Here is a 12,753-nt window from a genome sequence, read left to right on the forward strand (position 1 = left end):
TGCGCATCGACACCCCGTACTATACCAAGGGGACTCTTTTTGTATCAAACCTCAAATACCCTCAAATTTTTTCAATACAGGAATGCTCCTTTTGTAGATTCATTTCGGATAAGAGAAGGCATTTTCTTTTTTGACATCATATGTGTTATAATGACAAAAATATTAATGTAAACGCTAACAAAATGGCCTTATAACACACCGTCGACTGCGTGCCCAATCTCTTATCCGATTGAACAATTAAATCGTAGCATGTTTAAATTAGAAAAAAATCCTATAAAAAATAGCAATTTTTTATTTTTTTAACGTGAAAAATTTTAAAATATTCAAATCGACCGTCCGTTAGTATTGAAAAAAGCTAAAGAGGTGGATGTTCATGGAGATTAAACGGGAGGACACAAAGTTGACTGATATATTTGAATTGCCAAAAGACGAAGCGTTGAAAACGTTTTATGAGCGTATGATTACAATTCCAATTACAGCAATTGAATCTTTAAAACAGGAGCTCACCACAATGGTGGGAGAAGAGCGTTCTAAAGGTATTTTTATTCGTTATGGCTGGCATAATGGCGTGAGTGATGGCCAAACAGCTAAAACGTTTCAATGGGAAAGTGAACGCGATTTGATTAATGCAGGTCCTGAATTGCATATGCTGCATGGCTACCTCGATTACGTGAGGATTGATGATATTGATTATGATGAAGCAGGTGACTTGGCATCAATTGATGTCTCCTGGTTCAATTCATTTGAAGTGGAGAAGTTTTTAAAGAGTGAAAATTACAGTGAAGAGCCAATTTGTCATACACTGTGCGGCTATGCAAGCGGGTATTTGTCAACCGTTCTGGAACGGCCGATTCTTGTAAAAGAAACCAAGTGCAGGGCGATGGGGTATGATCATTGTGAAGTTGTGTGCATCCCAATGGAAAAGTGGGGTGACGAGCTGGAAAATGAATATCACTACTATCAATCCACCAGTATGATTCAGGAATTGGATGAAGTAACCGCCAAATTAAAGGTCGAACGGGACCATTTGAATAAAACATATGAAATACACCGGAGATTAATAAAAGAACTTCTTTCAAAGCAAGGACTTCAACGAATTGTAAATGTGCTTTATCAATCGACGGGGCGTCCGATATTTATTGAAAATGAAGATCACAAGCTTATGGCCAAGTCTGATGAGGTGACGGTTGATTTTGACCTGGAAGACCTTAACACCGACACGACCAACTTTATAAAACTATCAGAAGATACCGGGCTTCTTCGTACACCGATTTATCTTGAACAACAAATCAAAGGTTACTGTACTTTTCTTTTTGAAAATGGCAGCACTCCCAATAATTTGGAGTATATGATTATTGATCAAGCTTCCATAACGTCATCGATTATATTGTTAAATGAAAACATTAAAATTAACACCGAACAAAACATCAGACGTGGTTTTTTAAGTGACATACTGGATGGAAGGATGGATCAGGAAGAATTATATAAAACCGCCTACTACCTTAATTTTAATCCGAATGATTCATATTGGATGCTGACGATTGAGCGTGAAAACGAGAATCCGGATATGAGCCGGAAAATTGAAGTGAATGAAGCATTGATCAACCATATTAACAGTCTTTTAAGAGAAAGATATATTAATGCGATCGTGTCGCAAAAATCAGGAAAAATTATTGTATTAATTGACCACGCGTCGTTCAAAGAAGTTTACGTCAACCAATTACGTTTTATTAAACAACTTATCAAAGACTGTTCACGCCGTTTTTCCAAACAAGCATTTTATGCGGGGGTCAGTTCATGTGTTCAAACGATTGATCAAGTGCCCGCTTTGTATGATGAGACGCTTGCGGCGTTAAAAGCGAGAAATCCGAATGAAAAAGTTCATTATTTCGAAGACTTGGGGATTGAAAGTCTTTTGTTCCAAATACCTGATGAAACATTAATTAATCGTTTTGTGGACAAACAGGTGGGAGAGTTACTCGAAGTTGACAAAAATGATGATTTAATTCAGACGTTTTATGCGTATGTGGAGAATGGGGTCAATATTAACAATACGGCTAAAGCGATTTCGATGTCGATAAGCGGTCTGAGATACCGTTTATCAAAGATCAGTGAAACACTGGATATTGACCTGGATGATACTAAAAGCGTTTTTTCGGTCTATATGGCTTTAAACGTGTTAAAAGCAAAAGGCCGCATTAGCATTTAGCTTATTGATTGCCACACAACAACCTTGGTAAAGCAGTTACGATAACTGTTTCCCAAGGTTGTTTTTTTGTCGATTGAATGATCCGGACACCATGTTATACAAGGTTATTGAAACGCCTTTTCTCACACGTTTTCTGCTGGGGTCAGCAAAATGATTTCACATATAAAATTTGAAAAAAATAAAATTTTGATATTTTTAATAGCTATATTAATTAATTTCAGGCTAATATACTAACAATTAATCAAGCAATTGCTGATTATAATGATAACGTTTTCAACTATGAGGAGGAATCACATTGGCAATTAATTTAGAAGTCGAGCAGGAAACTGTGAATAGAGAACAGTTGCTTGAAAGAGCACGTGAAGTGGGAAGACTGGCAGAAGAACACGCATTGCAGGCAGATGTTGATGCAAAATTACCGGATGTTGTCATTGAAAAAATCAAGGAAGCCGGTTTTCATAAACTTCACCGGCCAAAAGCGTACGGCGGCCAGCATCTGGATTTCTTTACGTTTGGCGATATTGTTCGCACGGTTGCGAATTACAGCGTCCCGGCTGCATGGATTACGTATTTCGCAATTATTCATGAAACATGGCCGGCATTTTTACCTAAACAAGGCCGTGAAGAATTATACAATAGCGGTTCGCTGATGGCCGATGTCTTTGCCCCGGTTGGTAAAGTGACCAATGATTCTGACGGCGAAGGTTATCGGCTTAGCGGACAATGGAATTTCTGCAGTGGTGTACTATGGTGTGACTGGATTGCACTGGGTGCGATTCACCAATTACGCGATGGATCGGAACCGGAACTCAGCTTATTTATCGTCCATAAAAAAGATGCTGAGATTATTGATAATTGGGATCCTATCGGGCTGCGCGGCACAGGCAGTAATGCTGTCAAACTTGATGATGTGTATATACCACCGCACTATGTCTTTCCGGTGAAGCGAGTTGTTGGAGGAGCCACTGCACCGGATGGCAACTATGAAGAAGACTATCAGTTGTTTAATGTACCATATTTGGTTTACTTCTTATCCGGATTTCCTCAGATTGCCATCGGCGGTCTGGAGCGTCTGGTGAATGATTTTGAAGAAAAAACAAAAGGACGCGTCCGCATTTACAACAAAAATGCAAAAGAAAAAGACGGCAGCAGTGCCCAGCGCACGCTCGGCGAATTTAAAATGCAATTAACGTCCTTAAAATCGATCGCAAAAGAATATATGGAGAAATTAAGTAATTACGAGAAAAACGGCACGCGAGTTCTTGATGAAGAAGAGCGTGAGCAGCTGTTCGCGATGCGCGGGCATATTTCGAAAACCGCGGCAGAACTGGGAACTCGAATCTTGACGACACTCGGCGGCAATGCCATCTACCGTGAAGGCCATTCGGAGCGTTTTGTCCGTGACTTGATTGCTGTTTCAGCGCACCCTTCACATTTATATGAAGATGCGATGGTTGGTTACGGTAAAGCAAGTCTTGGGTTGGATGGACACCCAATGTGGTAAATAAAGTGTTTGACTGATTAAAATAATTGGGGGAGGAACCTTATAATGGAAAAAGAACCGATTTTTGATATTGCCCATTTGGCACACATTGAAATTTACAGCCCTAAATTAGAAGAAACAGTGACATTTTTTAAAGACATTTTGGGGATGGATGAAGCAGAACGCCAAGGAAAATCCGTTTATATGCGGGCGTACGAAGATCATTACCATAACACATTGGTTATTACGGAAAATCATGAAGCGGGCCTGGGTCATTTTTCTCTACGAACCACCTCGCCACAGGCACTTGAGCGCCGTGTAGCCGAAATTGAAAAAATGGGTTACGGCATCGGCTGGATTGAGGGTGACATTGGGCATGGTCCTGCTTATCAGTTCAATTCACCGGACGGTCATAAAATGGAAATTTTCTGGGAAGTTGACTATTTTCAGGCACCTGAGGAGCAGAAAACGGCATTGTTAAACCGTCCGCAAAGACGTCCGAATCGTGGTGTCCCGGTCCGCCGTTTAGATCATATTAATCTGCTGGCAAAAGAAACCAATGAAAATGTTGAATTTTTGGAAGAAGCATTGGGCTTTAAGGTTCGCGAGCGGATTTTGGATGACGACGATAAAGATATTGCTGCGTGGCTAAGTGTGACGAACCTGGCGCATGACATTGCGATTATGGGCGATGCATTAGGCGAAGAAGCGCGTCTTCATCACATTTGCTACTGGTATGGCTACCCGCAGCATTTAACAGACGTTGCAGAATTACTTGTGGAAGCTGGTCACGAGATTGAAGTGGCCCCAATCAAACATGGCATCTCCCAGGCGCAGTGTATGTATGTTTACGAACCGGGCGGTAATCGTGTCGAATTATTCGGTGATTCAGGCTATCTCATTTTTGATCCGGATTGGAAAACGGTCGAATGGAAAGGTGAAGATGCGGCCCAGGCTATTCTGTGGCATGGCGGCTCGAATCTACCTGCCGACTTTTTCGAATATGGCACACCGGTAAGGGTTAAGGAGCCAGTTAAAAATTCATAGCTGTAAATGATGGTGGCGCTTACTGTAAAAGTAAGAGGCTGGGACATAAGGGTAAAAGTAAATAAAAAACCGACAAAAATTAGGAAGGGTAGCGGGATATACCGCTCCGGAAATATGCTGCGCTTTCCGCGGGCGGCTGATGAGCCCTCTCGTGTCAAGGCATTTCGAGGTCTCATCCAGGCCTCTGTTCCCGCAGGAGTCTCCGCATATTTCCTCCGCTAACCCTTGTTAAAGTCAGCTTTTTATATTGAAGTTATAAGTAATTTTCCAGCCTCCGTTTTCAGCTGCCTTAATCAAGATTTGCAATGTATTTATTGAGCAATTAAGAGACGTAATCGCCCTGGATAAGAAGGGACTGGAGGGATATGGTTGGAAATCAGTTCGAAGCATATGAAAGTAAACGGGATTAATACACATTATCACGAGGAAGGATCAGGAAATGAAAAAATAGTATTGATACACGGGTCAGGCCCCGGGGTTTCGGCATTTGCAAACTGGCGGTTGGTTATCCCGCGATTAAGTGAGTCGCTTCATGTTTATGCTCCCGATATTGTTGGGTTCGGCAGTACAGATAAAGTTGCCAAAGAGGATTATACCCTCGACCTTTGGGTGAATCATTTGATTGGCTTTATCGAAGAAGTAGCCGATGAACCGGTTTATTTAGTGGGGAATTCGTTCGGAGGCGCTTTGTCAATGCACGTGGCACATCGAAGACCTGACTTGGTAAAGAAATTAATTTTAATGGGGACCGTTGGTATCGAGCATAAGATTTCATACGGCTTGGATCGTGTTTGGGGATATGAACCAAGTCTTGAAACCATGCGTGAATTGATCGGTTTATTCTCATACAGTGATGCGGCTAAGAATAATGAAGAACTGGTGCGTTTGCGGTATGAAGCCAGTATCGAGCCCGAAACACGTGATGCGTTTAAAGAAATGTTTTTTGATAAGCGGCAGGAAAGGCTGGATGAGCTGGCGCTACCGGAATCGGAAATTAAAAACATTAAGATTGAGACATTATTATTTCATGGTTTAGAGGATCAAGTGATTCCATTTGAAGAGACGAGCTATCAACTAATCCAGTTATTGCCGCATGCTGAGCTGCACTTATTTAATGAGTGCGGTCACTGGACACAAATTGAAAAAACAGACGAGTTTATTAACCACATTTTTGCTTATATTAACACCTGAATTTTTTATTTATCATGATGATTTCAGTGATGACGAGGTTGATTTGATAGTTTAAATAACATTTCGGTCCATAAGAGCGTGAGAACATAAATAACTTGCGCTCTTTATTTGTGAAAAAAATCGTTGGAAATTTCGTTTTACTGTTTTGCCAGTGCGTTGAGAAGTCGAAAGGAGAGGTGAAAATATGTCACAGAAAAAAATTAAATGTGCCATTATTGGCTCGGGCAACATTGGAACGGATTTAATGTACAAATTATTGCGGAGCGATAAGCTTGATGTAACGGCATTAATCGGTATTGATCCGGAATCCAAAGGGCTGCAAAGAGCAAAGGAAAACGGGGTAAAAGCGATCGATAACGGAATCGATGGTTTAAAAGAGCAACCGGAACTCGCGGATATCGTCTATGAAGCGACTTCCGCAAAAGCGCATCTGACCAATGCTCCTATTTTAAAAGATATGGGGAAAAAGGTGATTGACTTAACACCAGCTGCAGTCGGGCCATTTCTGGTGCCTTCTGTTAATTTGAAAGAGGACGAAATTCCGTATCTTGAAAATGTAAACATGGTTACTTGCGGTGGCCAGGCAACGATTCCGATGGTCAAAGCGATTTCTGATGTGGCAGCTGTTGATTATGCTGAGATTGTCGCTTCCATTTCCAGTAAGAGTGCAGGACCAGGGACAAGGCAAAATATTGATGAATTTACTGTAACGACGGCTGAAGCCCTATGCGAAGTTGGCGGGGCAAAGGACTCAAAAGCGATTATTACGCTTAACCCGGCAGATCCCCCGATTCTTATGCGGAATACCATTCATGTAAAAACAGCAGAAAATGTGGAGGATAAAGAAGAAGACATTATAAAATCACTCGATGCCATGCTTCACGCTGTTCAAGGCTACGTAAAAGGCTATCGGTATAAAGCAGTTCCCGTTGTAAAAGGGGATGTTGTGACGGTATCAGTTGAAGTGGAAGGGGTCGGTGACTTTTTACCGAAATATGCAGGTAATCTGGATATTATTACGGCCGCTGCCACAAAGACCGGTGAAGTCATAGCGGAAAGTCTGTTGAAAGGGGAGACGGTTTGATGAGCAATGAATATGTAACCATAAATGATGTAACATTGCGGGACGGCATGCATGCAATTCGCCATCAATATACGAAGGAGCAAATTGCTGAAGTGACCAGATTAATTGATGCCTCCGGTGCCGATATTATTGAAGCCACGCATGGGGACGGTCTGGGCGGCAGTTCCATTCAATTTGGTTTCTCAAAGGAAACTGAAAAAGATATCATTACAACTGCCGTGGACAATGCCAAAAACGCAAAAGTCAGTGTTCTTCTGTTACCTGGAATCGGCACGATCGATCATTTGAAACGGGCAAATGAGTGGGGAGCGCAAGTCGTTCGCGTGGCAACGCATTGCACGGAAGCTGATGTGTCTGAGCAGCACATTAAAACAGCAAATGAGCTTGGTATGGAAACCGTCGGATTTTTAATGATGGCACACCGGACATCGCCTGAAAATTTGCTGAACGAAGCCAAAAAGATGGCGTCATATGGTGCAACGACCATCTACGTGGTTGATTCTGCCGGTGCGCTCACGATGGATGATACACGGCGCAGAATTTCTTTATTTAAGGAAAACCTGGACACGGAAATTGGTTTTCATGGTCACAATAATCTATCATTGGGGGTGGCCAATTCAATTGCTGCATATGAAGAAGGTGCCACCCGAATTGATGCAAGTCTTGCAGGAATGGGAGCAGGAGCCGGAAACACGGCAACAGAGCAATTAGTCGCTGTGCTAAACAAGTTGGAAATTGCCAATGGTGTGGATTTATACAAATCCATGGATGCGGCGGAAAATGTTATAAAGCCAATAATGGAGCGTCCTGTACAAATCGATAGTTTAAGCTTAACATTAGGGTATACAGGCGTTTATTCAAGTTTCCTGCTATTTGCCGAACGAGCGGGGAAAGAGTATGGCGTAGATCCACGGGATATCTTAGTGGAAATTGCAAATATGGGAGCAGTCGGTGGTCAGGAAGATTGGATTATCGGCGTTGCACAGGATTTGGCTAAAAAGCAAAAGGTTTATGCCTAATACAACATTAAGAAGGCTCGGTACAGTCCCCGAGCCTTCTTTTTAATGGTAAGTATTCGGGTTATTCTTGTTCCGTTTGTGTTAATTGAAATAACCTTTCCAAAAGGTCTTTTCGAAGTTCACCTTCTGGTGGGGCCAATCCAAACAAATCGCAAAACCACAGACCATCAATTGTAAGTCTCACAATAGTTGCTAAAACCGGATCCAAGCCATCTTCTTCAATCTTGCCTTGCCAATTTTGGTAATGATCTTGTATAGGTTGCAGCAGCTCCGGATTTGTCGAAATCGCAGCCAAAAGACCTGAAGTCAGCTGCTGTGGGTTATTAAGCGACACTTCAGCATAGCTTCTCAAAAAGTGGCCGTTTTGAGTATCTTGAGAATTGAGATTTTCCATTTCTTTTGCATAATTTTCCAGTACGCCCTTTATTCCCCCTTCAATTAGCGCGTTCTTATTTGGGTAGTGATAAAGTAGCCCTCCTTTACTCATTCCTGCTTCTTTTGCTATATTTTCTAAAGTTAAATGCGATACGCCTCTCGAGTTAATAATACGTTGTGCTGCTTCAAACAGCTCCATTTTTTTATCCACGCTCAATACCTCCTGTTACCAATAACATTAACCGTCCAGACGGAATTCTGTCAATAAAAGTCATAAATATTTGTTAAAAGTATTTAAATGACTCTATTAAATTATATCGTCGGACGATAACATTTTGGAATGGATAACCGGTATTAGTCATGAGTTTGGTGGACAAAGTTTATACCAGGAGTATCTTTTTAAGGTGAAAAAGCAAACCTTGAAAATTTCACCATGTTTACTGATTCAGTGCTTTGCACCTATACCGCCATCAATGCGATACTGGCTACCGCTGATAAAGCTGCTTTCATCGGAAGCAAGGAAAAGGACAAGATTTGATATCTCGTGTGTTTCACCATAGCGTCCCAAAGGTATTTCATTCGTGAGGTCTTCCTTTGCTTTAGAGTCATCTTCAGGATTTACGCCTGATTCTATAGAACGCATCATGCGTGTATTCACTGAAGTGGGATGAATAGAGTTTACACGAACATTATTACTAGCAACTTCTAAGGCGGCTGTTTTAGTGAATCCAACAACTGCATGTTTTGATGCTGCATAAGGGGCAATACCAGGATCTCCGGACAACCCTGCATCAGAGGATGTGTTGATAATACTGCCACTTTTTTGCCGGCTCATGACAGGAAGTACATGTTTCAGTCCCAGGAAAACCCCATGTACATTCACTTTTAACACTTTATCTACAACTTCTATTTCCTGATCGACAATAGGAGCAACCTTTCCTTCAATACCAGCGTTGTTAAAGAAGATGTTAATGTGTCCAAATTTTTCCACCGTTTCATTAACATAGTTTTTCACATCATCCTCACTCGTAACATCAGCTTTAATCGCGATCACTTCTCCAAGGTGTTGGAGGTTAGATTTTGCCGTATTAAGTAATTCTTCATTCATATCTACAAGTACAACTTTAGCCCCTTCTTTTAAAAATGTCTCGCTTGTTTTTTGGCCAATACCCCCTGCTCCACCTGTGACAATGGCGACCTTGCCTTCTAATCTTCCCATGTTTGTTTCTCCTTCCATTACTTGAATTTATTTACTGATGTAGGGATAAAAGTATGTAATCAGTTATTCCCCCTTCATTTTGTCAATCTTATCCTGGTTATTATCAATCCATGTCTGTGCAACTTCTTCGGGGTTTTCTCCATTGTCAATTTTAGTGATCATTTCTTCGAGGTCATCAATTGGCATACTCCAATTACTTATAAATTCATAGGCCTCAGGCGCTTCTTTTTCCAATTCCTTATTGGCAACAACATGAACAGCTGAGCTACCTAAAACTTCTGGGATTTTTTCATTTGTTAATAATTTAATATCAAATTTATTAAACATGCTGTGGGGGCGCCATCCAAACAGAACAACTGGTTCTTCATTTTTGATTTTCTCTTCAGTCGCCGCCAGCATTGCCGCCTCTGAGGAATTGATCATCTCCAAGTCCAAATTATATGCATCAACAGCTTTGGGAATATCCTTAACAGCTGGATCACTTTCTTCTATCGCCAACACTTCGTTATTTACCGAATCTTCCTTCCCTTTCAAATCTCCAACATCATTGATGTCTTCCATATATTCAGGAACCGCCATTCCCCAATCCGCATCTCCATAACTTGTGGATACAATCTTTACTGAATCGGAATATTTCTCTAGATACTGTTCGTGTTGAGGTTCCCAGTAATCCATAAAGATGTTCACATCATTTTCTGATAACCCCGTAAACACAACTCCAAGATTGGCCTCTTTTTCATTTACTGTATAACCCATATCTTCCAAAATTATTTTAGCTATTTCTGTTGGGGGAACAGTGCTTGTCCACGGTGTTTTGCCAAAAGTTAACGTTGGTTTTTCCGCTTGGCTATCACCCGACTCGTTCGACGCCTCGCTGTCATCGCTTGCACCTTCTGACTCATTGCTTGACGTGCAACCGTACATAACGACTGCTAATAGAATCGCAGCCAGAAGAAAAAGCATTTTCTTCATTTTATCTCCTCCTATAAATTGGATATTCCTATGATGACTGATCGGTGCTGACTTTAATAAAAGATACCGTACCATAAAGATAAATAATCCACAAATGACAATTTTCGAGTAATTTCGCGGAATATTGACATAAACAAAGATATGGCGTTATAAAGTATGATTTTTATAAAGTGAATGGAGGATTTGAACTGTACAAACATTTTATACAGTTACAAATTTACGATATTTTAGATTATGTGGTTATGTTGGATGAGTGCTGCAAAGGTTGCGGGAACTGGAATTTAATGTAATAGGAGGGGTGAACTAAGCAACAAGTGTAAGCTTGAAAATAATTTTATAAGGAGTGTATGTTTTGAAGGATTTGAATGTAGAACATAAAGTACTATGGCCTGTTTTGCTGATTTTACTGGCAGGGTTAGTTCCTGTTGGGCTAAACCCTTCAGCTGCGGCAGACGTTGTAGGCACCATCCTGAGTTTTATTACTGGTAATTTTGGATGGATTTTCGTGTTGTTCCCGTTTATGATACTTATTTTTTTCTCCTGGTTGGTTTTTGGGAGATTTGGTCAGATCAAATTGGGAGATCCTGACAGCAAGCCTGAATTCTCAAACTTTAGTTGGTTTGCAATGATTTTCACAACGGGGATTGGTGCAGAAATCATGTATCAGTCGGTGATTGAACCAATTACTTATACAACCGGGCCTCCCTTTGGTTTGGAACCAGGAACAATAGGTGCAGCGGAGTGGGCTATACCTTATGGTTTTTTTCATTGGGGTATACTCGCGTGGGCAATCTATGCGCTTCCCAGTATCCCTATGGCATATGCACTCTATGTAAAAAAAGTACCCTATTTCAGGCTTAGTGCCGCCTGTAAACCAATACTGGGTAAACATTCAGAAGGTTTGCCGGGTAAAATTGTCGATGTTGCCATGATGATCGGGTTGATTGGGGTAGTGGGAACAAGTATCGGATTGGTTGCTCCCATGATAGCTGAACTATTGAGTGAAATGTTTAATATTCCCGTTACATTAGGGTTAATGGTCATTGTTATCGCGCTATGGGTGGCGATATTTGGTGGAAGTGTCTACCTGGGGCTTGAGAAAGGGATTAAAAGGTTATCAAACTTCAATATCGTTATTGTAGCTGCAATAACAGCTTTTGTATTCCTTGTTGGTCCAACCATATTTATGTTGAATAATAGTATACAAGGTTTAGGCAGGATGTTTAACGATTTCTTTGAGATGGGCCTGAATCTTGGAACGATCAGTGGTGGAAGTTTTCCGCAAGATTGGACCGTGTTTTATTGGGCATGGTGGATTGGTTATGCGTCTTTAATAGGTTTGTTTACGGCCAGGATTTCGAAAGGACGTACGATCAAGCAAGTCATCATTACTCAATGTTTAATAGGACCGGTGGGGTGCTGGGTGTTTTTTGGCGTTTTCGGAAATTATGCACTAAACATCCAAATGTCCAATTTAATTCCAGTTGATTCAATGATGGCAGAAAGTGGTCAAACGGGCGTTATAATGGCGGTTATTAACACATTGCCGCTCAGTGCGATTATCATTCCACTATTAGTCATCGCCTATCTCATATTCTCTGCAACGACATTTGATACCGCTTCATTGATTTTATCATCTGTCGCGAGTAAAAAACTTGATAAAACGGGACAGCCGCCGCGTCTCTACAGGTTATTCTGGGCGTTAATTCTTGGAGGAGTCGGTATCGTTATATTGGTAATAGGCGGGCTTCAGGCAGTTCAACTGTCGTCAGTTATTGTAGGGGTGCCGATGATTTTGGTTTTTGTGTTAATGACTATTTCGTTTATTAAGTCTGTCAAAGAAGACTTTGGAGAAGAAAAATCAACATTGGTAAGATATTCCGAAATTCCTGCATCGGAAACTCAAGGTAATCAGATGTCTGCAGACAATGAAGATGTTCTTTTAAAAAAGGATGAGACATAGCAAACCGGAAATGTGTCATTGATTAAGAAAGATTGTTAAAAGAATCTATTTGTCAACCCAAATTGAATAGTGTTGCGACTGGTTGCGTGAGTACTTCAAAACCACCAGTTTCAATAGGGCGAAGAACAATTTTGAAAAAAATCATTTTTTTTAGTATTGACAACAAACCGTCTGGACGGTTAAGCTATCTA

General features: G+C 41.0%; 10 protein-coding genes. 7 read left to right on the forward strand and 3 right to left on the reverse strand.

What is annotated here, in order from left to right:
• Positions 1 to 373 precede the first annotated feature (373 nt).
• From BMZ22_RS13500 to dmpG, 6 genes are all read left to right on the forward strand, one after another.
• Complete coding sequence (locus tag BMZ22_RS13500; protein ID WP_090086513.1) at positions 374 to 2,209, forward strand: XylR N-terminal domain-containing protein; 1,836 nt, start codon at positions 374 to 376, stop codon at positions 2,207 to 2,209.
• 295 nt (positions 2,210 to 2,504) lie between these two features.
• On the forward strand, positions 2,505 to 3,713 hold the full coding sequence (locus BMZ22_RS13505) for an acyl-CoA dehydrogenase family protein (protein ID WP_090086515.1): 1,209 nt from the start codon (positions 2,505 to 2,507) through the stop codon (positions 3,711 to 3,713).
• Between the two features lie 45 nt (positions 3,714 to 3,758).
• The gene (locus tag BMZ22_RS13510) at positions 3,759 to 4,739 is read left to right on the forward strand and encodes a catechol 2,3-dioxygenase (RefSeq protein ID WP_090086517.1); all 981 of its coding nucleotides are present in this window, start codon (positions 3,759 to 3,761) and stop codon (positions 4,737 to 4,739) included.
• 369 nt (positions 4,740 to 5,108) lie between these two features.
• Positions 5,109 to 5,930, forward strand: a complete 822-nt coding sequence (locus BMZ22_RS13520; RefSeq protein ID WP_090086521.1) for an alpha/beta fold hydrolase — start codon at positions 5,109 to 5,111, stop codon at positions 5,928 to 5,930.
• A gap of 184 nt (positions 5,931 to 6,114) precedes the next feature.
• Positions 6,115 to 7,014: an acetaldehyde dehydrogenase (acetylating) gene (locus tag BMZ22_RS13525; RefSeq protein WP_090086524.1), complete on the forward strand. Its 900-nt coding sequence runs from the start codon at positions 6,115 to 6,117 to the stop codon at positions 7,012 to 7,014.
• A complete protein-coding gene (gene dmpG / locus BMZ22_RS13530) occupies positions 7,014 to 8,033 on the forward strand; it encodes a 4-hydroxy-2-oxovalerate aldolase (RefSeq protein ID WP_090086526.1) in 1,020 nt (339 codons plus the stop codon). Before BMZ22_RS13525 ends, dmpG begins: the two co-directional genes overlap by 1 nt.
• A 61-nt stretch (positions 8,034 to 8,094) precedes the next feature.
• On the opposite strand, the gene BMZ22_RS13535 is transcribed toward dmpG, so the two are convergent.
• The 3 genes from BMZ22_RS13535 to BMZ22_RS13545 all read right to left on the reverse strand — a co-directional run bounded on the left by BMZ22_RS13535 (position 8,095) and on the right by BMZ22_RS13545 (position 10,599).
• A complete protein-coding gene (locus tag BMZ22_RS13535) occupies positions 8,095 to 8,619 on the reverse strand; it encodes a TetR/AcrR family transcriptional regulator (RefSeq protein ID WP_090086528.1) in 525 nt (174 codons plus the stop codon).
• Between the two features lie 234 nt (positions 8,620 to 8,853).
• Complete coding sequence (locus BMZ22_RS13540) at positions 8,854 to 9,627, reverse strand: SDR family NAD(P)-dependent oxidoreductase (protein ID WP_090086530.1); 774 nt, start codon at positions 9,625 to 9,627, stop codon at positions 8,854 to 8,856.
• Between the two features lie 63 nt (positions 9,628 to 9,690).
• Entirely contained in the window at positions 9,691 to 10,599 is a 909-nt protein-coding gene (locus BMZ22_RS13545) for a glycine betaine ABC transporter substrate-binding protein (RefSeq protein WP_090086532.1), read from the reverse strand.
• Between the two features lie 352 nt (positions 10,600 to 10,951).
• Between BMZ22_RS13545 and BMZ22_RS13550 the strand changes: the two genes are divergently transcribed.
• Positions 10,952 to 12,562: a BCCT family transporter gene (locus tag BMZ22_RS13550; RefSeq protein WP_177183448.1), complete on the forward strand. Its 1,611-nt coding sequence runs from the start codon at positions 10,952 to 10,954 to the stop codon at positions 12,560 to 12,562.
• Positions 12,563 to 12,753 lie beyond the last annotated feature (191 nt).

The sequence above is a fragment of the Lentibacillus persicus genome, from assembly GCF_900112705.1.
In the GTDB taxonomy this organism is placed as follows: Bacteria; Bacillota; Bacilli; order Bacillales; family Amphibacillaceae; genus Lentibacillus; species Lentibacillus persicus.

What these genes read in the sequence shown, in the direction of transcription:
- BMZ22_RS13510 (WP_090086517.1), top strand. Translation starts at nt 3,759, where the DNA reads ATGGAAAAAGAACCGATTTTTGATATTGCCCATTTGGCACACATTGAA.
- BMZ22_RS13545 (WP_090086532.1), bottom strand. Translation starts at nt 10,599, where the DNA reads ATGAAGAAAATGCTTTTTCTTCTGGCTGCGATTCTATTAGCAGTCGTT.
- BMZ22_RS13525 (WP_090086524.1), top strand. Translation starts at nt 6,115, where the DNA reads ATGTCACAGAAAAAAATTAAATGTGCCATTATTGGCTCGGGCAACATT.
- dmpG (WP_090086526.1), top strand. Translation starts at nt 7,014, where the DNA reads ATGAGCAATGAATATGTAACCATAAATGATGTAACATTGCGGGACGGC.
- BMZ22_RS13500 (WP_090086513.1), top strand. Translation starts at nt 374, where the DNA reads ATGGAGATTAAACGGGAGGACACAAAGTTGACTGATATATTTGAATTG.
- BMZ22_RS13540 (WP_090086530.1), bottom strand. Translation starts at nt 9,627, where the DNA reads ATGGGAAGATTAGAAGGCAAGGTCGCCATTGTCACAGGTGGAGCAGGG.